Raw genomic sequence first — 25,315 nt, forward strand, 5'->3', positions numbered from 1 at the left:
GAATGATGTAAGTTTCCAGACCAACTATCTCCTTACATCATCTTCTTAAAGCCTTCCCATTTCACCTTCCATGTTCCATCTTTCGGGAAGCCTGGATTGGCTGTAGTATTACCATCCCAGCCGGCACACATTAAAGCTATAGCAGTAAGTAAACCACCGTTCCCTGGTAAATAGATGCGCAGGCGATCATCCTGAAAGTTGTGGCCATTTATAAGATAAGTATTGGTTTGTACAGGCATCATCAAGGCATCAATTGCTTTATCGGGCATGCCTAATCGTGTGGCCGTCATGGCTGTCATCGGGAAATCCCAACCCCAGGTATCATTCCAACTCCAGTCTGTCCAAACCAAATCGAAGGTTTTACGCATGGTTACTTTATCAAGCAGATCGGTTTCGGGTAGCATGCCAAAGGTGCCTAATACGGATGGATGATCTGTTTTATATTCGGGATTGGTATAAGAATCAGGCGCACTTTCGGCTGCCAGGTATACTCCGTTTTGTACTGGCAGCTTGGCAAGTTTTGCCATTACATCATCCCATTTTGAGTTTCTTGGCATTCCTAAACGTTCGCGCCATTGTTGTGCGGTTTTTAATCCCCATTGCCAGTAGGCCAGTTCATAAGTTGGATTAAAGGTTGTTTCGGCTTTAAAACGTTCTTGTGCAGGAATTAAACCTGGTCCGAGTGTATAACAGCCTTTTTCTACATCATAATGCGCAAAAGAGGCCATAAAATCTGCTGTTTCAAATACCAGGGTTTTATATTTCTCCAATACCTTTTTATCATGTTTTGCACGGTATTCCAGTTCGGCAAAGGTGATGAAGTGTGGCTGTTGCCAGATTAGCATTGCACCAATGGAAGATGGACTTTCTTTCCCGTTATGATCGGTCATTTTTTGCCAGCGTAAACCATCAAAGCCTTGATTGTGTGCAATTTTCCTGGCATTTGCTGCCGCTTTAAAATACCAATCAGTACTCCGTTTCAACAGCTCGGGCCTTCCCCAAAGCGCAAAGTGTACTCCATGCCACCAGTGCATTTCGAGGTGAGGTTTACCAAACCAACTGTTATAGGTTAAACCCGTTTCCTGGGGAGGAAAATCACCCGAACATTGTATTTTGGTAAGGTATTCAGATAAGATAATCCTTCTCTCAAGTTCAAATGCACGTTTATCAATACTTCCGCTAAAATCAACTGCGGCACCACTCAACCAAAAAGCTTTCCATTTAGTCCTGCTGTTCTGCCGGGCTTGTACAAAAGGAACAACTGCTGTTCGATTTTTCTGTTGAGAGAAAAGGCAGCTAAAAGTAAATACCCGATCAGTTTTATTGGGTGTAATGGTAAAATAATGCGCTTGTTTTTGGGCCAGTTGTGCTTTACCCTTCCAAGAAAAAGATGTGTAATAAATTGCAGAATCAATATCCCTTTTAATAATTGCTCCATCAGTACTTTGTGCCAGTACTTGCGAAACATGTTTATCATCATTTGCCCAATGGTTACCAACATCAGCCCATTCTCCGGTAGATGCGGGATAACGGATTCTTATTTTTAATCGCCCTGCGCCAATTAGAGGTGATGAAACAGATGCGCTGATGAGATCAAGATCCTGATGCCCAACTGTAATTACTTCAACAGGCACTCCCTCCAGCGTAAAGCTGCTTTTAATTTCGCCTGTCCAGGGATTTAAACTTTGATTGATATTTTTAATGTCGTTTGCTTTAGCCGGTTGACCGTTCTTCTTAACCAGGTCGAAACCAATGTTGCCCAACTGAAGGCGATGCACATTCTGACGGAAATAGTTGGAGGCTTCCTTAGCCCTAAGCGGCGTGTTTAATTGTACTGTATATGGTATTTTACGTCCGTATTGATCGTAATATTTATAAGCCTCCCTAATGTTGAAGTTTCCTTCATTTTTGTAAGATCCCCAGCCCCATTGCGACTCCGTACCCAATGGAACGCCCTTGGCATAACGCTCCGGAAAAGTTTGTAGTCCTGTCGCATCAACAGTAAAAGCAAATCGCCCATTTCCTACGGATAAGGAAGAAAGGGAATCTATTTTTTTAATTAACACGGTATGCCGTGTTACCAGTGCTTCCCTGTTGATTTGTGCAAAAGCGGTTTGAATGCTAAAGAATGCAACCAATAGTATTGATAGATTAAAATGTTTTTTGAGTACAAACATGCCGTTATTACTAAATTATTATTATTCCAGGTTGTTAAAGCCATTAATTAGCAAGCCTGTAATTACAAAAGCGATAATTTTAAGCGCATAGAATGTTTAAATACAACAAAGTGGATGCTTTTCATAATTCTGAAATATATTTGGTTAAATTTTGCTGCAATTGTTGTCCATCAGCTGGTTTAATTAGGAGTAATATATAGAAAGACTGCCGCCTAACCATCCTGCTGTATCCTGCATGCATCGATGCATATAACCTGGTGAAATCTTCTTCAAACTATTACAAGTCCTTAACGTTTAATAATTGCCCAACCACCGTTGTATTCCTCCTAAAAATGAAAATACTTTTAAAATACTTAAAGCCTCACCAAAAACTTATTATCTTTTCCCTCTTACTTGCTGCAGCAGCACAACTTTTAAGCCTGCTGGATCCCATTATCTTTGGAAAAATTATCGACGATTATTCGACCAACAAACACCATTTGGGCGAACGTAAATTAATTAGTGAAGTTTTTTACTGGTTGCTTATTGCGCTCGCTATTGCGCTTGTGGCCAGGCTTTGCCGCTCGGTGCAGGAATTTACCACCCGTAAAGCTGTTGCCCGTTTTGGCATGAATATTTTTAACGATGGCTTGAAACAAACCCTGCGCCTCTCCTTTCAGGAATTTGAAGAAAGCCGCAGCGGAACCACGCTTTCAGTATTACAAAAGGTAAAAACCGATGCCGAGCGTTTCATCAATGCTTTTATCAATATTCTTTTTTCTTCTTTGGTTGGTATCGGTTTTTTACTGTGGTATAGTTTAAACAAAAACTGGCTTTTAGTGCCCGTATTTTTTGTAGGGGTATTGGTATTGGGCTCTTTAACCGGGTTACTTTCTAAAAAAATAAAAGCCATTCAACGTTCTATAAACCGACAGGCAGATAAACAGGCAGGTGTAATTACCGAAAGTTTGCGCAATATCGAACTGGTAAAAAGTTTGGGCTTAACCTTTGCCGAAATCAGGCGGTTAAATGTACAAACCTTAAAAATTTTCGATCTTGAAATGCTAAAAGCCAAAAAAGTAAGCATGTTATCCTTTCTCCAGGGTAATTTGCTCAACTTATTAAAACAATCAGTGCTTTTCATTCTGCTCTGGCTTATTTTTCGAAAAATACTGAGCACAGGAGAATTAATTGCGATGCAGTTTATCTCCACCGCAATTTTTACTCCGCTACAAGATCTTGGCAATATGATTATTCTATACAGAGAGGCCGATGCTTCGCTTAAAACCTTTGATAGTTTAATGCAAAAGCCAATAGAAACACGCCCTGAAAATGCGGTAGAAATTGATGCGTTAAAAAGACTGGAATTTAAAAATGTTGTTTTCAAGCACAAAACTGCTGGTTACAATGCAATTGATGATATTTCTTTTGAAATTCAAAACGGTGAAACAGCCGCTTTTGTTGGTCCTTCAGGTTCGGGTAAATCAACTTTGGTAAAACTTTTAGTAGGGCTTTACCTCCCTGTTGAAGGCGAAATACTTTTCAATGAAACCAGTTCTAAACGCATCCGTTACAACCCTTTGCGCCGTCAGATTGGTTTTGTTACCCAAGATACACAGCTTTACGCCGGATCAATCAGGGATAACATGCGATTTGTAAATCCGACTGCCAGTGAAGAAGATATTATCGAAGCATTAAGAAAAGCATCTGCAACCGCGCTTATTGCCAAAGCCGCCCAGGGTATTGATACCGTATTAGGCGAAAATGGAATGAAACTTTCAGGTGGAGAAAAACAGCGGATTTCTATTGCAAGGGCTTTATTGAGAAAACCACGTTTACTCATTTTCGATGAAGCTACCTCGGCTCTCGATTCGCTCACTGAAGAAGAAATATCAGCAACCATCCGAGAAATTTCAGATAGAAGAGAGCAGATGACCATTCTTATTGCACACCGACTATCAACTATTATGCATGCGGATAAGATTTACGTACTCGAAAAAGGAAAAGTATCAGAAACAGGTAGCCACAACGAGCTGTTGGAGAAAAAAGGTTTGTATTATTCCATGTGGCGGCAGCAAATTGGCGAACGCAGGTAAATTTCAGCGATTTAAAAGAAACGCATAAAGAGTTGCTAAAGGCAGAGAAGGATTTATTTTGGAGCGGAAGTTTTATACAATTCCTTAATGGCCTCCCGTTTTACGCCTTTACGCTTCTCCTTCTTACCTCAGCCCTCAGGGTAACCATCGTAATTATCATCCTGAGGGGTAATTTATGGTATAAAAAATCAATATGAGTGACATGATTTTAAGGAAATGGATATCCTATGGGTATTGTTATTGCGAGAAGGCTTTTTCAGCCTAAAAAGCAATCTTAAAACGATCGCTACTAGCGTATGCTTTAAGATTGCTTAGTACCAACAATGACGACCGCTTTATTGAAAGCTATCCATGGTAGCGGAGTCGAAAGTCTATAGAGTCTTAAACCAAATAAACCTAAAGCTTCGAAAGCAACAGTTGTACAGAAGCCCGTTTTTGATAATTCGGATCGAAATGAACATATTTAATTTTTCCGGAGCGGTCTATGATATAGGTAGCCGGCACCGGTAAAGTATGGCGGTTGTTGCCATTATTGGCATCTAAATCTATCCCGTAACCCTTGTACTTAGTAAAGGTAGCCTCATCCATCATAAAATTAACATTGTAGGCTTTCATAATTTCATCGTTTTTATCCTGGAGGATAGAAAAGCCAGCACTTGTTTTTTTAATTGTTTTATTGATGTTTTCTTTGGTTTCTGGTGTAACTCCAATAACATAAGCATCTTTATTGCTCAACAAACTCAACGAATCCTGTAGCTCTTTAATGTGCTTATTGCAATATGGGCACCATTGGCCGCGATAAAAGAACAAAACCACAGATTGATGTGCCTTTAATGCACTTTTTAAACTTACCGTTTTGCCATTTTGATCAACACCCATAAACATCGGGGCCTTATCCCCTTCTTTCAAACCCTTTTGAGCCTTTACCTGAAAGGATAATGCAGCAATTAAGCCAACAAATAGTACAATTCTTTTCATTTTTATATTTACTTAATAAAAGGCAGGGGATTAAGCCCCCTGCCTGCTTTTTCTTTACATTTTACTTTTCGACATTTTTCCTTTGGCCATTTTTGATTTTTCCATTTTGGCTTTTTTCATTGAATCGGATTTCATCTTGTCCATTTTCTTGCTGTCCATTTTCTTGCCGTCCATTTTACCTTGTTTCATTTTAGACATTTTTTCTTGTAATGGACTGTTAACCGAAGCGAAACCTGGTAATGAAAGACTGGTTACAACTAGAGTGGCCATAAACAATTTTGCTGCTGATTTTAGAATTTGATTTTTCATGTTTTTGTGTTTTGTTTATCCCTTAGTCGATGCGATAGCCATTACCTTACAAGAAAAATTAATTTTTATTCATTTCTTTTTCGATCTGCTCTGTTAAAGTCTTTTTAAAGGCTTCGTCCAGTTTAAAATCAGCGTTCTCAAAGCCTGCAAACACCCTGTTAATCAATATACTTTGTTTTTGATAAACTTTGCAAACCGAACAACCGGCCAGGTGCACATGCAATTGTAGTGTTTCAGCAGCTGTAATTTTGCCTGAAATTCTTTTCTCAATCAAAAAAGTAGCCTGTTTACAGTTATAAATAATATTTTTTAGCGCGCTCGTCATATCAGTTCCAGTTTTTTTGAAGGCAAGCCCTCAGGTTAAGTTTTGTACGGTGCATAATTACCCAAAAGTTTGCAGCCGTGAGTTTTAGTTCGGTACAAATCAGCTCAGAAGCCAGATCATCCATGTGTTTCATCGAAAATACAGAAAACCATAAGCCCGGAAGTTTGGCTAAACATTCATTTAAAATGCTGCCCAGCTCTTTCATCACTAAAGGATCATCCACCTCTAAACCAAATGCCCTGGGATAGTTTCTTTCAGTCCAATGCCCTGTTTCAGGATCAAAAAATTCCTGCTGCTCCCCTTCGGCATCCGTTATTTTTAAATCACTCAGTCTGCCCGTGGATTGCTTCCGGTAAAAATCAGCAATTTTGTTTTTAAGGATTGCTGTTAACCATGTTTTCTCCTCGCTATTTCCTTCAAAACGATCTAAATGCTGCAAAGCAGCCAAAAAGGTATCCTGCACCAAATCTTTGGCTACCTCTTCATCCCTTAACCTCGCCATAGCAAATCCATAAAGATAATCGGCATATTTTTCTACCCAACTAAGCGGATCTGAATGTCTGCTTTTGGGTAAAGGGACTTTGTCTGTTTCGTTTTGCATTTTTTACGTATCTTATATAAATATAGTGCTTAATAGGTTAGTCGGGCGATAGGAAACATCCTTACATATTATTTTTATTTTTTTGTAAGGCTTTGGTATTAAATACGACTAAGATTCAAATTAATAACCATGATCAGAAAAATAGCATTGCCTCTTTTGGTAATAGGCTTCCTAGGTGTTGCCTTTGTTGCCGATCAAAAAAACAATCCGAATTCACCTGAAAAAGGAGGTTTTGCAGTTGTAGAACTCTTTACTTCAGAAGGCTGCTCAAGCTGCCCTCCGGCCGATGCACTATTAGCACAGATTGAAAAAGAAAGTCAAAACAAGCCAGTGTATTTATTGGCTTTTCATGTAGATTATTGGGACAGGCTAGGTTGGAAAGATAGTTTTAGCAGCTCAAAATTTTCTGCACGGCAAAACCAGTATGCAAACTGGTTAAAGCTTAAAACTGTGTACACCCCCCAGGTTGTGGTAAATGGAAGTAAAGAATTTATTGGCTCAGAAGAAAATACCCTTCGCAATAGTATTAAAACCGCCCTGGCAAATCCATCAACAGGCAATTTGGCGGTGGCACTAAGTAAAAGTGACAAAGATAAACTTACATTGAATTATAATACAGATCAACCAACCGACGGTTACTCGCTCGCTGTAGCTTTGGTGTTGGCAAAAGCAAGCAATCGGATTTTAAAAGGCGAAAATAAAGGACTAACACTAAGTCATGTACAAATAGTTTCTCAGTTTGAAACCTTTGCATTGGGAGGAAAAAGTGGCGGCTCTGTACAAATCAATAAATTGAACGGACAACAACCTACAGAACTCATAGCCTTTTTACAAGAGAATAAAACAGGTAAGATAACCGCTGCAACCAGATTAAAATATCTGGATAGCAACACATTAACCAACAAATCCGAATGAGAGGCTATTGCGTTTATCAACTAAAAAACTGCCACCATGAAAGTAATTAAAGAAAAACACTCGCTTTTAATGCGGTGGACGCACTGGGTTAATTTTCCTGTTCTGGCAGTGATGATCTGGAGCGGACTTTTTATTTATTGGGCCAATGATGCATATGGCATTTCAATTTTTGGCTACAGTTTAATTAAATTTTTCCCTGAGTGGTTTTACGATTATTTTCACATTTCGAGTCGGTTAGCCGAAGGAATGGCTTTCCATTTTCTCTTCATGTGGTTCTTTTTTATAAATGGTTTACTTTACATCCTTTACACTATTTTTTCGGGTGCCTGGAAAGCGTTGTTACCCAATAAACACACGTTTAAAGAAGCCTGGCAGGTACTACTTCACGATCTTCATATCCGTAAAACTGTTCCGCCGCAAAAAAAATACAATGCCGCACAGCGCATAGCTTATACCTTAATTATATTAATGGGTATGGGTTCAGTAGCCACGGGTTTAGCAATTTATAAACCGGTACAATTTTATTGGCTTTGCTGGTTATGTGGTGGTTATCATTTCGCCAGGATTCTGCATTTCGCATTAACAATCGGCTATGTATTTTTCTTTATCATCCACATTGTGCAGGTAGCACTTGCCGGATGGAACAACTTTAGGGCTGTTATAGCGGGATTTGAAGTAATAGAAGAAAAGCCTCAACTTAAACACGAACCAGTAATAACTGAAAAAACCGAGAATAAAGATGAAAGCAAACGCTAACAAGAAAGTTAAGGCTCCATTAACGGTTGAGCAGAAGATCAAAAGACGTACCTTTATCTCATTTGGAGCATTCGGCGCAATGGGTCTTGGTGCTGTTGCCAGCTGGAAATGGCTATTAGCTGCTCCTGAAGAAACACCTGGCATTACTGGTGGCACGCGTGTTCCTTTGCGTAGGGCATTGAATAAAACAGAACTCTTTTTCCGCAATTTTTTCAGCAACAAACACCTCGTTAAAACGTATCCTGTAGCTGATGCCGCTAAAACGCCAAGGGTAAACAGCTTAATTGGTATTGAAGATGATGAAAATTTTGATGCAGATGATTGGAAACTCACGGTAAAATTTAAAAACAAAACTAACCAGTATATCAGCCTGGAGGCAATAAAAGCATTGCCCAAAACAGAAATTGTTTACGATTTTAAATGTGTGGAGGGCTGGGATGAGATACAACACTGGGCCGGTGTAAAACTCAGTGATTTTTTAGCACATTTTAAGCTTGAAGAAGAAGCCAAAAAACAATATATGGGATTGGAAACACCAAACGGATCTTATTATGTAGGCCTTGAGCGAGAAAGCATCCTGCACCCGCAAACAATATTGGCTTATGAAATGAATGGTAAACCGATCAGTATCGATCATGGCGCACCGCTAAGGTTGATTGTTCCTGTTAAGTATGGCATAAAAAACCTGAAAAGAATCGGAACGATGAGTTTTAGCAATAACAGACCAAGGGATTACTGGGCAGAGCAAGGTTACGATTACTATTCAGGATTATAGAATTTTACTTTTGATATTCAGGTTTTAGATAGGCCCTTCTGTTTTTTCTGAGCTTTATCACTTTTGGTGCCGATACACCTTGAATATAAGAATTACCCGGATGTAACTTAAAATAGTCCTGATGGTAATTTTCTGCCGGATAAAAAATTTTTATCGGTGTTACGGTCGTCACAATCGGATCGGCATAGTGATGACTTGCATTCACCTTTGCAATTGCTGTTTTTAATTCTTTTTCTTCTTCTGGTGTGCGGTAAAATGCAATGGAACGGTAATCTTCACCTTCATCAGGCCCTTGCCTGTTCAGCGTAGTTGGATCATGTGCATAAAAAAATGACTCTGCCAGTTCAGCATAGCTAACCAGTTTTGGGTTGTAATATACCTGTACAGCTTCTGCATGCCCGGTATTGTCGCTACAAACTTCTTCATAACTAGGGTTCTTAACCGTGCCGCCAGCATAACCTGATACTACTTCATTAACTCCTTTAAGTTCGCTAAGTCCTTCGGCAAGTGCCCAAAAACAGCCTCCTGCAAAGGTGGCAACTTTTTCATCTGGTTTAGCGATTGGTAATTTTGCAAAAGCATTTTCACTTTTACGGTTTTGGCCATTGGCACAGGCACTCAGAAAAACAAGTCCAAGTAACCACGTATTGTATTTCCTCATCATGGCAGCTTATTTGGAAGGGATAAACTTTAATGCATAAGAATTCATGCAGTATCTTTTACCCGTTGGCGCTGGTCCATCATCAAATACATGCCCTAAATGCAAACCGGTGCTGGCTTCAACCACTTCATCCCTTACCATACCATCCGATTTGTCGGTTACAATTTTAATTGCTTTCGGATCGATTGGTTTAAAAAAACTAGGCCATCCTGTTCCCGATTCAAATTTTGTTTCTGAAGAAAATAAGGGTTTACCTGTAGCCGCGCTCACATAAACTCCTTTTTTGTGGTTGTTCCAATAAGGGTTTTTATATGGCGTTTCTGTTCCGCTGTTCACCATAATTTCGTAGGCATTGGCCGAAAGGAGTTTTTTCCAATCGGCTGCAGGTTTAGCTTCTGGATACAAGCTGGTTTTATTTTCCATTTTTGTACCCGTAGGCTTGCCCTGGCTACATGCGTTTAACGCAAGAGCCATAAATGGTATCATCAATAATTTTAACTTTTTCATATTACGTTAGTCGTATGGTAAGGAAAATCCTTACAAATGGGTTAAACTTATGCTGAATACCAGTAAAATCTGAATTACGAACGGCTTTATTAAGCTTGTTTTGGTACTTCTGGTTTTTCTTCTTCTTGCCCGGCTTTAAATTCTTTTATGCCTTTACCTAATCCTTTCATTAGTTCAGGGATTTTTTTGCCGCCGAACAATAATAAAACAGCAACTCCAACAAGGATCATTTCAGGGCCTCCAAGCAAGGCAGCGATGGTTGTATTCAACATTTCGTTTTTAATTTATGGATATGTTACACTTACGCATAAACCAGGGCTTTGGTTCTTCAAAAGCAATATTTAAAATAGTTAAAAAAAAACACTTTTATTTAAAGTAATTTTCAAAGTTGTACGTCTACTGCTCATAACAAACCTAAAACTTTTCATTATGATTGCCGTTTTCAAAACAAATGTATCTACGGATAGCGAGTTAAATGAAATTAGCCCACTGTTAAACAGTCGCTTTAAAGAAATAAAATGGAATATCGATCTGTGGGATGCTGATAAAATATTGAGGGTAGATTCGCCAAGAGATTGGACAAAAGAAATTACCGAACTTTTTAATAGCATAGGTTTGCGCTGTATCAATCTCGAAATTTTTCATTCGGAGCCTTTTTAAATATTTTAAAAAAAGTTCATCTATAAAAACTATTTCCGAGCCTGCCATAACGCTTATTAATGATTTTAATCCTGTCAGGATTTGATAATACTTTATTTTAGGAGACTAAGTTCGCAGCTATGCAGGCCGGTAATTGTATAAGGCCTAACATTACAGATAGCGTTACTATTTACCTACAATTTCTTCAAGTGGCTGATAATCTTCTTTAATGCACCTCTAGTAGTTATCACTCCTGATTAAATACCTATAGTGAAATACGCTAACAAATTATTAAATGCGAGAGTATGCCATGTATTGTCGCATCAAAAAAAATATAGATCGCTTATAGCTACTTAATCCGTTTCGGCATTATTGCCATTTCTAACAGATTATCATTAAATTGCATCATCTATTGATCTATCCCTAATGAAAGAAATTACCGATATTATAAAGGCCTACCATAAGGCGGGCAAGGAGAAGAAAAGAATGGCGTTGGCAACGGTAGTTAAGGTAGAAGGTTCATCTTACCGCAGGCCTGGCGCCAGGATGCTCATTACCGAAGATGGGCAGTTAACAGGTGCCATTAGCGGGGGTTGCCTGGAAGGTGATGCACTAAGAAAAGCTCTTTCGGCTATTGTACAGCAAGAAAATAAACTAATTACTTATGATACTACTGATGAAGACGATGCCAAATTTGGTGTTCAGTTGGGCTGCAACGGTATTGTGCATATTCTTTTCGAGCCTATTATCGATCAAGATGAACTAAACCCGATAACCATATTAATCGCTTTGCAAAGCACCAGAGAAAGTGCCGTATTGGCAACACTTTTCTCGCTAACCGATAAACTTCAATTGGGCACTAGTTTATTATTTAAGCAGCATACAATACAATCAAAAATACCTACATCAATTAAAGATGAACTCATTAGGGATACAGAAAAGGTTTTCGCGAATAAAACAACTGCTTTTAATGTATATAAAATTAGCGATGAGCAAATTGATGCCTTTTTGGAGTTTATACACCCACCAATTTCCTTAATTATAGCTGGTGCAGGCAACGATGCACAGCCACTGGCCGAAATGGCTTACCTTTTAGGCTGGGAAGTTACAGTTGTTGATGGAAGACCTACACATGCTACTGCTCAACGTTTTGTAAACGCTTCACGGATTTTAGTAAGCAAACCCGATAATGTGCTTGCTCAGGTAGAAATAGATGAACAAACTGCTTTGGTATTGATGACACATAATTACAATTATGATCTTGAGCTGCTAAAATATTTATTGGATACCAACGCACCATATATTGGTACTTTAGGCCCGAAGAAAAAACTGATCAGAATGTTGGAAGAGTTGAATTTGGCCACACCAGAAAATGAAACACGTGTTCACGGCCCCATCGGACTGGATATTGGTGCTGAAACTGCAGAAGAAATTGCCATTTCTATTTTAGCAGAAATTAAATCGGTGTTTACCGGTGCCTCGGCATCTTTCTTGAAAGAGAAAAAAAATCCCATTCATGTTTACGAATTAAAAAACAATTAAATGTTAAGAACGGGCATCATTATATTGGCAGCAGGTAATTCTTCTCGCATGGGGAGGCCAAAACAACTTTTAGATTATAAAGGCAAAACACTATTGCAAACCGTAATAGATGAAGCCCTTAAAACAAACTTTAAACCTGTTATTGTTGTTTTAGGTGCAAATGCTGAAGAAATTGCCAAACACCATCAAACTGATGAGGTTACTTTTGTGGTTAACGACAGTTGGGAAAAAGGAATGGCTACAAGCATTGTTGCCGGACTTTCGACATTAATAAACAATGATAGCGAAATTGAAAGTACCATTATTGCAGTTGCCGACCAGGCTTTTATAAAAATGAGTAACTTTAATAACTTAATTGAGAAGCAGAAGGAAACAGGTAAAAATATAATTGCCAGTAAATATGCCGAAACGATAGGAACACCCGTTCTATTTAAAGAACATTATTTTGATTCACTTCTATCCCTTACAGGTGATGAAGGTGCAAAAAACTTATTAAAGCAATATCCTCAAGACGTGGAAACAGTAGTTTTTGAAGAAGGAGAAATTGATATTGACACAGAAACCGATTATAACCATTTAATTAGCCAACAATGATAGCAGATTCTTTTGGAAGAATACACGATTACCTGCGGATATCGCTCACTGACAACTGCAATTTTCGCTGCTTTTATTGTATGCCGGAAGAGGAATACGACTTTACCCCTGCTTCAAGACTTATGCAAACTGATGAAATTATCAAACTAGCTGAAATCTTTGTAGCCAATGGCGTAAAAAAAATAAGGCTTACCGGAGGCGAACCACTGGTTAGAAAAGATGCTGCCGAAATTATTGCTGCATTAGGTAAACTTCCTGTAGAACTTGTAATTACCACAAATGGAACACGCATTGCAGAAATGCTCCCTGTGCTAAAAGAGGCAGGCATTAAAACCATAAATATAAGCCTAGATACGCTGCAACCCGAAAAGTTTTTTATGATTACCCGAAGAGATGTTTTTCATCAGGTACGCAGCAACATCGAACTGCTTTTACAACACAAAATCAAAGTAAAAGTAAACATGGTGGTAATGAAAGGCCTTAATGATAACGAAATAAACGATTTTATCAGTTGGACCAAACATAACCCTATTCAGATCAGGTTTATTGAGTTTATGCCATTTAGCGGCAACAAATGGACGAGCAACAAAATGTTTTCTCTTGATGAAATACTGGCAGTGGTAGAAAAAGATTTCACGGTTTTGCCTGTTAAGGGTGAACCGCACGATACCGCCAAAAGTTTCATGATCCCCGGTCACGAAGGTTCATTTGCCATTATCAGCACCATGACCAATCCTTTTTGCGATACCTGTAACCGCATGCGTTTAACTGCAGATGGCAAACTAAAAAACTGCTTATTTTCTGATAGCGAAACAGATTTACTTACCGCATTGCGCAACAATGAAGAAGTGTTACCCTTAATCCAATCTACTATTTGGAGCAAAAAGAAAGCCTTAGGGGGGCAATTGGTGAGCGATTTCGAAAAAATTGATGCCACTACCATTCAAAACAGGAGTATGATTACCATTGGAGGATAAAATTTTCATGATCAGCGTAAAAGAAGCAAAAAACCTCATTTCTAAACATACAAAAGCACTTAATCCTGTTTCAATCGATTTGGCAAAGGCATCAGGGCATATCCTTGCTGCTGATGTTTACGCACAATACGATATTCCGGCATTTAGTCAATCTTCTATGGATGGTTATGCAATTAAATTTGCAGACCGCGAAAAAGAACTTGTTCTTATCGGCGAAATGGCCGCAGGAACGGAGACAGATATCACCATTCAAAATGGCGAAACCAGCAGAATTTTTACAGGGGCCCCATTACCCAAAGGTGCTGATACTGTGGTGATGCAGGAGAAAATTATCCGTGCAGATGGGAGAATAACCATACAAGATTCAAATTTAAAACTGGGTTTAAATGTACGCGATAAAGGTTCTGAAATAAAAGCCGGAGCATTGGCTATGGAAAAAGGGAGTATGCTGAGTGCTGCCGCAATTGGATTTTTGGCTGGCATAGGCTTAAATAACCTAAGCGTTTACCCAATGCCAAGGGCTGCCATTATTGTAACGGGGAAAGAGCTGCAACAGCCCGGAAAAATGCTTGGATTTGGGCAAGTGTACGAATCTAATTCTTATTCTTTATCGGCTGCTTTAAAACACGAAGGTATTGAACAGATTACTGTTTACGAAGCTGATGATAACCTGCAAATTCTTAAAAATGTACTTCAAAAGGCAATAGCAGGTAATGATGTTGTATTGCTAACGGGAGGAGTAAGTGTGGGCGATTATGATTTTGTAATCGAAGCAGCAGCACAGTGTGGCATCAAACAAATTTTCCATAAAGTGAAGCAAAAACCTGGCAAACCATTGTTTTTCGGCACAATAGCAGAAAAACTAATCTTTGGTCTTCCTGGTAATCCTTCATCTGTACTCAGTTGTTACTATAATTACGTGCTTCCTTCTATCAAATCACTCTCAAATAAAGTAAATAATTTGATGGAAATCGAGGCCGAACTTACACATCCATACAGTAAACCGGCAGGCCTTGCACATTTTCTTAAAGGCCGTTATGATAAGGGAAAGGTTACGCCTTTAAATGCACAGGAATCGTACAAGTTGAGTTCATTTGCGCAAGCCAATTGCCTCATCTGCCTGGAGGAAAAAGTAGAACATTACGAAAAAGGTGATGTACTAACGGTAATGCTTTTCCCTTATTAAAACACGATGGCAAACTTTGTGTTATCTGTGAGGATTGGGATGAATGATTCGCAAAAAAGAAGTTTTAAAACAGGATGGGGCAAAACCAGCATCTTAACGGTAAATTAGCAGCATGAAAATCGAAATGATCAGTTTTGGCAAAATAGCCGAGTTTATCAGCAATCAAAACATTGATGTTGATGGCATAGCCGATACCGATGCTTTTAAACAGTATCTTGAAAATCAGTTTCCTGCTTTAAAAAGCATGAAATATAAACTTGCCCTTAACAAAAATATTGTTCAGGAAAATACTACAATCAACAATAACGCTACAATAGCAATAATGCCACCTTTTTCGGGGGGATAAAAATATGAGTGCAGAGCGATACAACCGGCAAATTATCCTTAAAGGGTTTGGAGAAGAGGCACAACAACTGCTTTTAAGGGCAAAGGTACTCGTTATTGGCGCCGGTGGTTTAGGCTGCCCTGCCCTGCAATACCTGGCCGCTGCCGGCATTGGCCACATTGGCATTGTTGATGATGATGCGATTGCTTTATCCAACCTGCACAGACAGATTCTGTTTACAACGGCTGATATTGGTAAGCTGAAAGTAGAAGTTGCGGCAAAACGCCTTCAGGAGATGAATACCCAAATCGGGATTATCCGCCATCCCATCCGTTTGCAAAAAAACAATATCCTCGATATCATATCCAGATACGATTACATACTTGATGGTACAGATAATTTTGAATCGAGATACCTCATAAACGATGCCTGTGCCTTGCTAAACAAACCATTGATTTTTGCTGCTGTATCAGGGTTTGAAGGTCAGCTCGCCATATTTAACACCCCTGATCATTTAATGCCCAGCACCAATTACCGCGATCTTTTCCCCATTCCACCCGATAAGGGAGAAATACCAAATTGTGCTGAAAATGGTGTTATTGGCGTGTTACCAGGCATTTTAGGCACCATGGCCGCAGCAGAAACAATCAAATTAATTGCAAGAATTGGGCAACCCCTCACCAACAAAATATTAAGTTATAATTTACTTACACAAGAACAATATACCATCGGCATCAGTCGCGGAGAAGGTTATACCCTACCCAAAACTGTTGATGAATTTTTAAATATGAATTATCAGGATACGAACGAAAAGCCACAGAGTTATATAGAAATTGATGCCAATGAACTGGTTAAACTCCAACAGCTGGAATCGGTTATTTTAATCGATGTACGTGAACGACATGAAGTACCAGTGTTGGATAAACAGATTTTTACGCAGGTACCCATGTCAGAATTTGGTGCTTTTATGACTAAAGAATTTTATCAGAAACATGTGGTTTTAATTTGTCAGCACGGCATTAGAAGCGTAGCCGCAGCAGAGGCCATGCAAGAAAAATATGGCGACGCAAAAAAGATTTACAGTTTAAAAGGTGGTATTGTAAAATGGAGAGATCATTTTCTCAGATCGTAACATGAGCGAAAAAAAGATAAAAAATATATTTGTAAACGGTCGGATCGAGCCTGATTTTATAGCCGATAGCATAGCCAAACACAGCAACAAAACCGCTATTGGCGGTCATAGTATTTTTATGGGTCAGGTGAGGAAAGATGAAATTGAAGGCAAATTTGTAGCTGCGATTGATTACACCGCTTATGAAGATCTTGCCCTTGAAAAAATGCACCAGATCAGAGCAGATATTTTTGAGAAATATCCCCTTAACTGCATGCACATTTACCATAGCCTGGGTAAGGTTAAGACTGGCGAAATATGCCTTTTTGTTTTTACTTCATCGGCACACCGCAAACCTGCAATAGCCGCTTGCAGCGAAGTGGTAGACCGCTTAAAAGCAGAATTACCAATTTGGGGAAAAGAAATATTCGAAGACGAAACACACCAATGGAAAGAAAATACGTAACATGGTAAACATTACAAAAAAATCCAACACTTTAAGGATTGCCGTTGCAACCGCTACTGTTAAAGTATCGAAACAGGAAACTATTGATGCCATTGAACAACGTAAAATACCAAAAGGTGATGTATTTGAATTTGCCCGTGCAGCCGGATTATTCGGAGTAAAAAAAACCAGCGATGTGATTCCGGATTGCCACCCGCTCCCTATAGAATATACCGCTATTACCTACGAAATTACTGGTTTAACCATTATTATCACTGTAGAAGTACATACCATATACAAAACTGGTGTAGAAGTTGAAGCCATGCACGGCGCATCGGTAACGGCTTTAACCATGTATGATATGCTAAAGCCGATTGATAAAGGCGTAGAGATTGAAAATATCAGACTTTTAAAAAAATCAGGCGGAAAATCAGACCTTAAAAATGCCCGGTTCCCCGAAATAAAAGCTGCTGTGGTGGTATGTTCGGATTCTGTTTTTGAAAACAAAGCACAGGATAGTTCTGGTAAAGCAATTATTTCGCGTTTAAGGCAATGGGAAATTGATGTAGAAAAATACGAAATTGTACCTGATGAGGTAAATATCATTAGGGATAAAGCGCTTGAATTAAGCAATAGCGGTTACCAACTTGTGATTTTTACTGGAGGAACCGGACTTTCGCCACGCGATGTTACACCAGAAGCCATTTCACCTTTACTAGACCGGAATATTGAAGGGATTATGGAAACTGCCCGCAGTTATGGCCAGGAGCGTATGCCTTATGCCATGCTTTCGCGTGGTGTGGCAGGTTTTAGGGGAGAAACGTTGGTACTTACCTTTCCAGGTTCTAAAAGCGGTGTTGAAGAAAGTATGGATGCCCTGTTTCCGCAGGTTTTACATTTATTTAAGGTGGTTAAGGGTGAGAAACATTAATGGAATTTAAATCCTGACCACATCTGAAATCGTTATTGCGAGGAGGAACTACGAAGCAATTTTTCATGCTAATGGTTCTTGCCACAAAGATTGCTTCGTCGGCTGAAAAAGCCTTCTCGCAATGACGACCTCGCTACCTTTAGTTGTTTAAGAGCGATAAAATCGCTTTACTCGTACATCCTCGTTACAAACGAGGACGATGTAGTGGGATGGTTAAGAGTGAGAAACATTAATGGAATTTAAATCCTGACCACATCTGAAATCGTTATTGAGAGGAAGAACTACGAAGCAATTTTTCATGCTAGTGGTTCTTGCCACAAAGATTGCTTCGTCGGCTGAAAAAGCCTTCTCGCAATGACGACCGCGCTACTATTGTTGTAAGTCTGAGCGTAGTTGAAGCTTAAATAGTCCTCGTTTGTAACGAGGATTTTTGAGGTACGCATTTGCAATGCGAAAATAATTCCTTTAAGAGCGATTAAATCGCTTTACTCGTACATCCTCGTTACAAACGAGGACGATGTAGTGTGAGAAATATTAATAAAATTTAAATCCTGACCAACATCTAAAATCGTTATTGAGAGGAGGAACTACGAAGCAATCTTTCATTGCTAGTGGTTCTTGCCACAAAGATTGCTTCGTCGGCTGAAAAAGCCTTCTCGCAATGACGACCTCACTACTATTGTTGTGAGTCTGAGCGTAGTTGAAGCCCCATAAACGATGTTTAAAATTCTTAAATAGTCCTCGTTTGTAACGAGGATTTTTGAGGTACGCATTTGCAATGCGAAAATAATTCCTTTAGAGCGATTAAATCGCTTTATTCGTACATCCTCGTTACAAACGAGGACGATGTAGTGTGAGAAATATTAATAAAATTTAAATCCTGACCATATCTGAATCGTTATTGCGAGGAGGACTACGAAGCAATTTTTCATGCTAATGGTTCTTGCCACAAAGATTGCTTCGTCGGCTGAAAAAGCCTTCTCGCAATGACGACTGCGCTACTATTGTTGTAAGTCTGAGCGTAGTTGAAGCCCCATAAACGATGTTTAAAATGCTTAAATAGTCCTCGTTTGTAACGAGGATTTTTGAGGTACGCATTTGCAATGCGAAAATAATTCCTTTAAGAGCGATTAAATCGCTTTATTCGTACATCCTCGTTACAAACGAGGACGATGTAGTTTACAGTGCTTTCTGTGTTTCCGTAGCAAAAATCATCTCTAATTCTATTGGCATCAAATAACAAGCTAAAAGCTTCAAAGCAGAACCTATTAGGTTCAAATAACAAGCTAATAGCATCAACTTAAAACCTAATAGCATCTAACAATAACCTATTAGGATCATCATGTTGAGCCTTGAAATAATAATTGAGCGATACAATTGTTGATATAAATCAAAGATCAGAAATATTAAATTTAAACAGTAAAAATCTCTTCTCTGATCAAAAATTAAGTCCTATTTTTGCGGCATGTCCTCTAAATATAAGATTTTATACTTTTTCCAAAATACAGATACCGTTATATTAGAAATTAAGCGTTTGGATCTGCCCGCTAATGCAGATGCTGAAGCAACTTTTCATTGGCTTTATTTTGATAAAATTACAGGCTCTTTAATTAAATTATGGTTTAGATCGATGGATTCTTCAAACGAAATTGAAGAACGTTATTTTGAGCAAGGGTATTTAAAATTTAATAAAACTGAGGCTACGTATATCGAAAAGCACAATTCTTCTCAACAAAAGCTTAATAACATGGGCAATAGGGCAATTGGGGAGGATATTAGTGCTTTATTGGAAAATTACCTGAAATAACTCAGGCCATTTCTGGCAGCTCAGCTTCCAATCTGATTTTACTTAAGGGATACCTTGAAGCGTAATAATCTTTAACTGACATACAAAAACGAGGATACCAATCTTGCTTTTGCATATTTTCTAAAAGCTGCGCACAGGCCAAAACATCCGCATCAGCCTGATTAATGGCATGGGCAACAAAATTAACCACATCCCAAATGCCATCTACCATTAAAAACCTAAAGGCAGAGAGGATTGCAGACCATTGCACTTTTTTAGCCTGCAACAAAAAGAACCGCGAAACAGGACTACACAATCGTTTAAAAGCCATATAATCTTCTTCTGCCCCCTCGAGGTTTAAAAGGCCATCGCTGTAAGGGAGGTTTGCAATTCCGGCGGCAATTTTATCGCGACCATGAAAATACACGCTACCTGCACAAATGGAAGAAATTGATATTAACGCTAAATGATCGTAAATTTCGGGATGCATTTTTAATGTGCCGTTGCGTACAAATACCAGTCCGCCTTTTTTAGCATTACCTTGTTGATTATTCATAGCAGATAAACTTAAAAGCTCAAATTCACCGGCAAAATTGAGTGCAGTTACAAACTGTGCCGCAGCCATAAAAGTACCACGATCAATAGGTTTGTTATTTAAAACAGGTTCCTGAATTGAAAAAATAGAAAGTTGCAAAAATATTAGTCTGTTTGGTTCCGGCCGAATGTATCGACAAGAGCAAAAATAAAAATCCAATCCAGAAAACAACTACAGGAAGTAGCATCAAGACTGATTAAGTCGGTAATTGACTAGAAATGAGAAAGAAATTTTTTCAACTTTTTTATTTAGTAAATTAGATTTGCGTTGCGAACAATTAAAAGCAAATTACTGTGCAAAAAAAAAGCAGGACTAAATCCTGCTCAAAATCTTTTTAGGGAAGAATTAAACAACTCTTACTTTCACTGCATTAAGGCCTTTTTTGCCTTCTTGAACTTCGTATTCAACTGTATCATTCTCTCTGATTTCATCAATCAGGCCTGATGCATGCACAAAAATCTCAGATCCGCTGTCTTCTTTAATAAAGCCAAAGCCTTTTTCTGAGTTAAAAAATTTTACTGTTCCGTTTTTCATTATACTGGATGTTTTTAAATTAAAAATCAAAAATAGGATTAAAACCCAAAAACCAAAATTACTGGCAAACAAAATTGAAGTTTATGCACAAAATATTTACAACTGTAAAGATTGTTTGCCATTTTACCGTATGAGTACGGTTAAAAAGTTAGATAGATTTTCTCTGGGTGATTGAAGAATACCAATTGATGGGATGTGATCTTAAATTCATACCGTCACTTTCAATATGATACAAAATGATCGGCATACTGAAATCTACAAAACGTTCTACCTGCCTTGAAAGTTTACCAAGAAAATCGATACTCGAAATGCCTTCTTTTAAATGAACGTAGATTACATTGCCTGTTTTAAACTCAAAGCGCTCTACAACTCCGGGCCACTCTGCTTTAATTTTGCTGAGGAAAGCTTTGATTTTGGTTTCTTCTTTTAGATTTTCCATAAGCTTATCAGTATTTTTAATGTATGCTAATTTAACCAATTATAATGAATAAGGTTAATTGTAACAGTAGATATACAATTATTTAACATTACATATTATATCACACTGCAGTCATTTAGAGCGAAGCACAGCGCAGCCGATAAATCTTTTAAAGTGCTCAAGATCAAACTCAATAATGTTTAAAATCACAATCAAAGATTTCTCCGCTACGGTCGAAATGACGATTTATTTTATGGCAACCGTCATTTCGAGCGAAGCATAGCGCAGCCGAGAAATTTTTTAAAGTGCTTAAGATCWYACTCAATAATGTTTAAAATCACAATCAAAGATTTCTCCGCTACGGTCGAAATGACGATTTATTTTATGGCAACCGTCATTTCCAGCGAAGCACAGCGCAGCCGAGAAATCTTTCCAATCAAAAGAAAAGCCCAATCAGATAACCAATCACTACTTCACAGCAACAATTTCTACACCACCATCCTGCAACCCCTTACCTTTAACTTTCAACTGTATTGCACCAGCTTTTTTATCCGATTGTACTAAAACAACCAATTTGCCGCTGAACAACTTCATGGTTGGTTTTACGAAAGACTCTAAAGAAGTGGCATCGCCATTACAAACTGCTTTAAATTTGCCTGCTCCTTTTACTTCTAAATTTAAAGCATTGGTTGCGGTAGGACAAGGATTTCCGTTTTTATCTACCACAGATACAGTTACAAAAGAAAGGTCTTTTCCATCTGCACTAATCTGTTTTCGATCAGCTGTAAGTACTATTTTAGCTGGTTTGCCTGCGGTATTAATTTTTTCTTCGGCTACAGGCTTCCCATTACTATCTAACGCCACCACTTTTAATGTGCCAGGCTCGTACTTAACGTCCTTCCACATTAACCGGTAACGGTTTTGTGGTGTTGATTTATCCTTTTTACGTATACCTAAACTTTTACCATTTAAAAAAAGTTCGGCACTATCGTAACTGGTGTATACAAATACAGGTGTGGTTTGCCCTTCTCTGCCCTCCCAGTTCCAATGTGGAAGTAAATGCAAGGTAGGTGCTGTTTTGTTCCAACGGCTCCGGTACAAATAATAACGGTCTTTAGGTAAGCCAGCAAGATCAGAAATTCCGAAATAAGAACTTCTTGATGGCCAGCTGCTATCGTAAGGAGTTGGTTCGCCAAGGTAATCGAAACCTGTCCATACGAACTCCCCTATTACCCAGGGCTTATCATCCTGCATTACAAAATCATCGTCGGGCACGTTAGACCAGCTGCAATATTCGAGATCATAAGATGAGGACTGAAAATCAGGATACTGTTTATCAAATCCCTTAACTACCGGAAATTTATAAATCCCTCTCGAACTTACGGTTGATGCGGTTTCTGATCCAAGGATAAATCCCTGAGGAAATACCTTATTTGCTTCTTCGTAAAGGGGTACCCGATAATTTAAACCTGGGATATCCATTACAGCTCCAAAACCCGATTGCATGGTTGCTTTCACCTGGTCCATCCCTACAGTAACCGGGCGGGTAGGATCTTCGCGGTGGAAAATTCCCTGAAGCCATTTGGCCCGCTTAACCCCTTCTGCTCCAAACTGATCGGGAACTTCATTTCCTGAACTCCACATTACAATACATGCATGATTTTTATTGGCCTGCACCAGGTTTACAACATCTTTTTCGGCATCGGTGTTAAAATACAAATGATAACCATTTTCCACTTTCGCTTTTGCCCATTCATCAAAACTTTCTGCCAAAAACATAAAGCCCATTTCATCACAAAGCTCCAGTTGCTCGGGCGAAGGCATATTGTGCGAACTTCTGATGGCATCGCAACCCATTTCTTTTAAAATGGTTAACTGTCTCCTTAATGCAGCGGTGTTAATGGCAGCACCAAGCGGCCCTAAATCGTGGTGCAAACAAACGCCTTTAAATTTTCTCACTTTACCGTTAAGGCTGAAACCTATACCAGCACTAAAACTTATGCTTCTAATGCCAAACCTCGTTTTCACTACATCTTTTAATGTGTTTCCTTCATAAACACTCGATACTGAGGTATACAAATATGGCCTCTCCGGACTCCAGAGTTTAGGATTGCTGATTTCTATATTTTGATCAGTTTCATTTCCGAAGATGGATTTTGCTGTATCAAGTGCTACCTGTTTTCCTAAACTATCCAAAATCTGCGTTACCAAGCGAATCCCTTTTCCGGTCAGTTTGGTTTTAATATTTACTTTGGCAAATTCTTTCTTAACTATCGGGGTGGTAACGGTGATGCCCCATTGTTCGATACCTTTATCTTCTTTAATGATTACATGAACATTGCGGTATAAACCTGCCCCAGGGTACCAGCGTGACGATTTTGGCATATTCCTCAGGTGAATGGCCAAAATATTGTCATTCGCTTTTAAATCATTGGTGATATCAATATAAAAATAGTTGTAACCGTAATTCCATTGCCCAACCTGTTTGCCATTCAGGTATACGCGTGGCTCACTCATTGCTCCATCGATTTGAAGCAGTACTTGTTGATTTGGCTTAATTGCCGGCAGATTCAGTTTTTTTCTGTACCAACCTTCACCTATATAAGGTAAAGCACCGGTACGACCTGTTTTTTCACTGGCTTTATTTTCTCCGTTCTGAGTAATTGCAACCACCTGTTTATCTATTTCCTTATCAAATGGCCCGCTAATGGCCCAATCGTGCGGAACAGCAACTGTTTCCCAGCGTGTATCGTTAAAAGTAGATTCGGCAGCATTTGAAAAATTTCCTTTGGAGAATTTCCAGCCTTCATCTAACAGGATTTCTGTTCTTTGTGCAAAGGCATTTAAATGGAAAAGTACAGCAATAACAAGCGAGAAAAAGATTTTTTTCATTTAGAATATTTTGGATGATTGATTCGACAGGCAAGATAACTTCTTTTTAAACCATTACCACATCCAATGTTAATTACATGCTTTTCTGCACTAAAATTTTTGCTTTTATTGCTTAAAATTTAGTCAAAAATGTGAAGTTTATTGCCAGCAGTATTTGTTTGTTTTGATTTTCAGAACAGCGCGTTAAAAGTAAAAAAGCCCTTCAATCCTGAGAGGGCTTTTTCATAGTCGTCTATCCCTATAAGTAGGAAGCTCAAAACTAAATAATGACTTTAATATTTTTTGGGTATGAATAAACTGAACAGAAAAAATTTTCTGTTTAATTCATCCTTAATTATCAGGTATTTAACGTTGTTCAAGGGCTGTTACTCTACTCCTTTTGCGTTCGTTGGCATTACATAAAGCGATTTCGAGGCCGTAATAAATAGTATATTTTTCTTTATTCCACCAAAACAAATGTTTCCACACCACTCCTCAGGCACATCAATATGTCCGATTTTTTCTCCGCTTGGTTTGTAAATGTTTACGCCTTTTCCTGTTATATAAATGTTTCCATTGCTATCTAAAGTCATCCCATCCGAATTTTGGTTAAGAATAAGCTGCCTGTCTGTTAGTTTAGCATCCGCATTAATGGTATAACGGTATGTTTTATTGGCGCTCATATCAGCAACGTATAAAAATTTACCATCTGGCGTACCTACAATTCCATTAGGCTTAATTACATCATCTGCAACTACAACCGCTTCTTTTTTGCCCTTTGGCAGGTAATACACTTTCTCTCCTTGTATTTCGGGCGATTTACGCGTCCAGTAATCACGCTGATAGTAAGGATCGGTAAAATAAATCCCTCCCTTGGCATCTAACCAGATATCGTTTGGTCCGTTTACTTTTTTGCCTTCATAATCGTTGAAGAGTACTTTAATTTTTTTGTTCTTATCGATAGACCAGATCTGGTTATTTTCATCAGCACAAACAATGAGGTTGCCTTTTTTATCAAAGTAGGTACCATTGGCCCTGCCCGATTTATCCATATATAGGCTCAGCTTGTTATCTGAACTATATTTCCAGATTTTATCGTTTGGCTGATCGGTAAAAAAAACATTTCCCTGTTTATCAACCGATGCACCTTCAGTAAATTTAAATTGTGATGAAATCAACTTTAAGCTATCTTGAACAAAAATGTTTTGATCGTTGCTTTGTGCAAAGGATGCTATACTTAAGGCAGAAAATGCCAGCGAAAATAAATACTTTTTCATTTGTG

General features: G+C 38.6%; 27 protein-coding genes. 14 read left to right on the forward strand and 13 right to left on the reverse strand.

Annotated elements, in window-relative coordinates:
• Window positions 1–32: 32 nt before the first annotated feature.
• On the reverse strand, window positions 33–2,177 hold the full coding sequence (locus tag ASE74_RS05995; RefSeq protein WP_055905646.1) for a hypothetical protein: 2,145 nt from the start codon (window positions 2,175–2,177) through the stop codon (window positions 33–35).
• 332 nt (window positions 2,178–2,509) lie between these two features.
• Between ASE74_RS05995 and ASE74_RS06000 the strand changes: the two genes are divergently transcribed.
• Window positions 2,510–4,252 (forward strand): ABC transporter ATP-binding protein, encoded by a 1,743-nt coding sequence (locus ASE74_RS06000; RefSeq protein WP_055905648.1) that lies wholly within the window; start codon window positions 2,510–2,512, stop codon window positions 4,250–4,252.
• 396 nt (window positions 4,253–4,648) lie between these two features.
• Here the strand turns inward: ASE74_RS06000 and ASE74_RS06005 are convergent, their stop codons facing one another.
• From ASE74_RS06005 to ASE74_RS06020, 4 genes are read right to left on the reverse strand one after another with little or no spacing between them, the layout of a single operon-like run.
• Entirely contained in the window at window positions 4,649–5,230 is a 582-nt protein-coding gene (locus tag ASE74_RS06005) for a peroxiredoxin-like family protein (protein ID WP_055905652.1), read from the reverse strand.
• A gap of 54 nt (window positions 5,231–5,284) precedes the next feature.
• Complete coding sequence (locus tag ASE74_RS06010; protein ID WP_055905655.1) at window positions 5,285–5,539, reverse strand: hypothetical protein; 255 nt, start codon at window positions 5,537–5,539, stop codon at window positions 5,285–5,287.
• Between the two features lie 58 nt (window positions 5,540–5,597).
• A complete protein-coding gene (locus tag ASE74_RS06015; RefSeq protein WP_055905658.1) occupies window positions 5,598–5,864 on the reverse strand; it encodes a zf-HC2 domain-containing protein in 267 nt (88 codons plus the stop codon).
• A gap of 1 nt (window position 5,865) precedes the next feature.
• Window positions 5,866–6,465: a sigma-70 family RNA polymerase sigma factor gene (locus ASE74_RS06020; RefSeq protein ID WP_055905661.1), complete on the reverse strand. Its 600-nt coding sequence runs from the start codon at window positions 6,463–6,465 to the stop codon at window positions 5,866–5,868.
• 129 nt (window positions 6,466–6,594) lie between these two features.
• On the opposite strand from ASE74_RS06020, the gene ASE74_RS06025 reads away from it, so the two are divergent.
• The 3 genes from ASE74_RS06025 to ASE74_RS06035 are packed head-to-tail and all read left to right on the forward strand — an operon-like array spanning window position 6,595 to window position 8,911.
• The gene (locus ASE74_RS06025) at window positions 6,595–7,380 is read left to right on the forward strand and encodes a thioredoxin family protein (RefSeq protein ID WP_055905665.1); all 786 of its coding nucleotides are present in this window, start codon (window positions 6,595–6,597) and stop codon (window positions 7,378–7,380) included.
• Window positions 7,381–7,416: 36 nt separating this feature from the next.
• The gene (locus ASE74_RS06030) at window positions 7,417–8,136 is read left to right on the forward strand and encodes a cytochrome b/b6 domain-containing protein (protein ID WP_055905668.1); all 720 of its coding nucleotides are present in this window, start codon (window positions 7,417–7,419) and stop codon (window positions 8,134–8,136) included.
• A complete protein-coding gene (locus tag ASE74_RS06035; protein ID WP_055905671.1) occupies window positions 8,120–8,911 on the forward strand; it encodes a molybdopterin-dependent oxidoreductase in 792 nt (263 codons plus the stop codon). The genes ASE74_RS06030 and ASE74_RS06035 overlap by 17 nt, the downstream gene beginning before the upstream one ends.
• A gap of 4 nt (window positions 8,912–8,915) precedes the next feature.
• Here ASE74_RS06035 and msrA read toward each other — a convergent pair whose 3' ends face one another.
• The 3 genes from msrA to ASE74_RS06050 form a co-directional block, all read right to left on the reverse strand.
• Window positions 8,916–9,575 (reverse strand): peptide-methionine (S)-S-oxide reductase MsrA, encoded by a 660-nt coding sequence (msrA, locus tag ASE74_RS06040; protein ID WP_235526016.1) that lies wholly within the window; start codon window positions 9,573–9,575, stop codon window positions 8,916–8,918.
• Between the two features lie 6 nt (window positions 9,576–9,581).
• A complete protein-coding gene (gene msrB / locus ASE74_RS06045; protein WP_082458667.1) occupies window positions 9,582–10,079 on the reverse strand; it encodes a peptide-methionine (R)-S-oxide reductase MsrB in 498 nt (165 codons plus the stop codon).
• A gap of 89 nt (window positions 10,080–10,168) precedes the next feature.
• Window positions 10,169–10,351 carry a twin-arginine translocase TatA/TatE family subunit gene (locus ASE74_RS06050; RefSeq protein WP_055905682.1) on the reverse strand — a complete coding sequence of 61 codons (183 nt, stop codon included), beginning with the start codon at window positions 10,349–10,351 and terminating at the stop codon, window positions 10,169–10,171.
• Window positions 10,352–10,508: 157 nt separating this feature from the next.
• On the opposite strand from ASE74_RS06050, the gene ASE74_RS06055 reads away from it, so the two are divergent.
• The 10 genes from ASE74_RS06055 (at window position 10,509) to ASE74_RS06100 (ending at window position 19,636) form a co-directional block, all read left to right on the forward strand.
• Window positions 10,509–10,739 (forward strand): hypothetical protein, encoded by a 231-nt coding sequence (locus tag ASE74_RS06055; protein ID WP_055905684.1) that lies wholly within the window; start codon window positions 10,509–10,511, stop codon window positions 10,737–10,739.
• A gap of 405 nt (window positions 10,740–11,144) precedes the next feature.
• Window positions 11,145–12,260 carry an XdhC family protein gene (locus ASE74_RS06060; RefSeq protein ID WP_055905687.1) on the forward strand — a complete coding sequence of 372 codons (1,116 nt, stop codon included), beginning with the start codon at window positions 11,145–11,147 and terminating at the stop codon, window positions 12,258–12,260.
• Window positions 12,261–12,854, forward strand: a complete 594-nt coding sequence (locus tag ASE74_RS06065) for an NTP transferase domain-containing protein (protein ID WP_055905690.1) — start codon at window positions 12,261–12,263, stop codon at window positions 12,852–12,854. It abuts the gene before it with no gap.
• Window positions 12,851–13,831 (forward strand): GTP 3',8-cyclase MoaA, encoded by a 981-nt coding sequence (moaA, locus tag ASE74_RS06070; RefSeq protein WP_055905693.1) that lies wholly within the window; start codon window positions 12,851–12,853, stop codon window positions 13,829–13,831. The genes ASE74_RS06065 and moaA overlap by 4 nt, the downstream gene beginning before the upstream one ends.
• Before the next feature lie 7 nt (window positions 13,832–13,838).
• Window positions 13,839–15,017, forward strand: coding sequence for a gephyrin-like molybdotransferase Glp (gene glp, locus ASE74_RS06075; protein ID WP_055905695.1), 1,179 nt, complete (start codon window positions 13,839–13,841; stop codon window positions 15,015–15,017).
• A gap of 112 nt (window positions 15,018–15,129) precedes the next feature.
• Window positions 15,130–15,363, forward strand: coding sequence for a MoaD/ThiS family protein (locus ASE74_RS06080; protein WP_055905698.1), 234 nt, complete (start codon window positions 15,130–15,132; stop codon window positions 15,361–15,363).
• A 4-nt stretch (window positions 15,364–15,367) separates the two neighbouring features.
• A complete protein-coding gene (locus tag ASE74_RS06085; protein WP_055905701.1) occupies window positions 15,368–16,474 on the forward strand; it encodes a ThiF family adenylyltransferase in 1,107 nt (368 codons plus the stop codon).
• 1 nt (window position 16,475) lies between these two features.
• Complete coding sequence (locus tag ASE74_RS06090; protein WP_055905704.1) at window positions 16,476–16,919, forward strand: molybdenum cofactor biosynthesis protein MoaE; 444 nt, start codon at window positions 16,476–16,478, stop codon at window positions 16,917–16,919.
• Window position 16,920: 1 nt separating this feature from the next.
• Window positions 16,921–17,829: a bifunctional molybdenum cofactor biosynthesis protein MoaC/MoaB gene (gene moaCB, locus ASE74_RS06095; protein WP_055905707.1), complete on the forward strand. Its 909-nt coding sequence runs from the start codon at window positions 16,921–16,923 to the stop codon at window positions 17,827–17,829.
• 1,465 nt (window positions 17,830–19,294) lie between these two features.
• On the forward strand, window positions 19,295–19,636 hold the full coding sequence (locus ASE74_RS06100) for a hypothetical protein (RefSeq protein ID WP_055905710.1): 342 nt from the start codon (window positions 19,295–19,297) through the stop codon (window positions 19,634–19,636).
• A 1-nt stretch (window position 19,637) separates the two neighbouring features.
• On the opposite strand, the gene ASE74_RS06105 is transcribed toward ASE74_RS06100, so the two are convergent.
• From ASE74_RS06105 to ASE74_RS06125, 5 genes are all read right to left on the reverse strand, one after another.
• On the reverse strand, window positions 19,638–20,309 hold the full coding sequence (locus ASE74_RS06105) for a hypothetical protein (RefSeq protein WP_157255357.1): 672 nt from the start codon (window positions 20,307–20,309) through the stop codon (window positions 19,638–19,640).
• 246 nt (window positions 20,310–20,555) lie between these two features.
• Entirely contained in the window at window positions 20,556–20,744 is a 189-nt protein-coding gene (locus ASE74_RS06110) for a cold-shock protein (protein ID WP_055906587.1), read from the reverse strand.
• 148 nt (window positions 20,745–20,892) lie between these two features.
• Complete coding sequence (locus ASE74_RS06115; RefSeq protein ID WP_055906590.1) at window positions 20,893–21,183, reverse strand: hypothetical protein; 291 nt, start codon at window positions 21,181–21,183, stop codon at window positions 20,893–20,895.
• Window positions 21,184–21,630: 447 nt separating this feature from the next.
• Entirely contained in the window at window positions 21,631–24,054 is a 2,424-nt protein-coding gene (locus ASE74_RS06120) for a DUF4982 domain-containing protein (protein WP_055905718.1), read from the reverse strand.
• A gap of 365 nt (window positions 24,055–24,419) precedes the next feature.
• Window positions 24,420–25,310, reverse strand: a complete 891-nt coding sequence (locus ASE74_RS06125; protein ID WP_055905720.1) for an SMP-30/gluconolactonase/LRE family protein — start codon at window positions 25,308–25,310, stop codon at window positions 24,420–24,422.
• Window positions 25,311–25,315 lie beyond the last annotated feature (5 nt).

Source organism: Pedobacter sp. Leaf216 (genome assembly GCF_001421515.1).
Classification (GTDB): Bacteria; Bacteroidota; Bacteroidia; order Sphingobacteriales; family Sphingobacteriaceae; genus Pedobacter.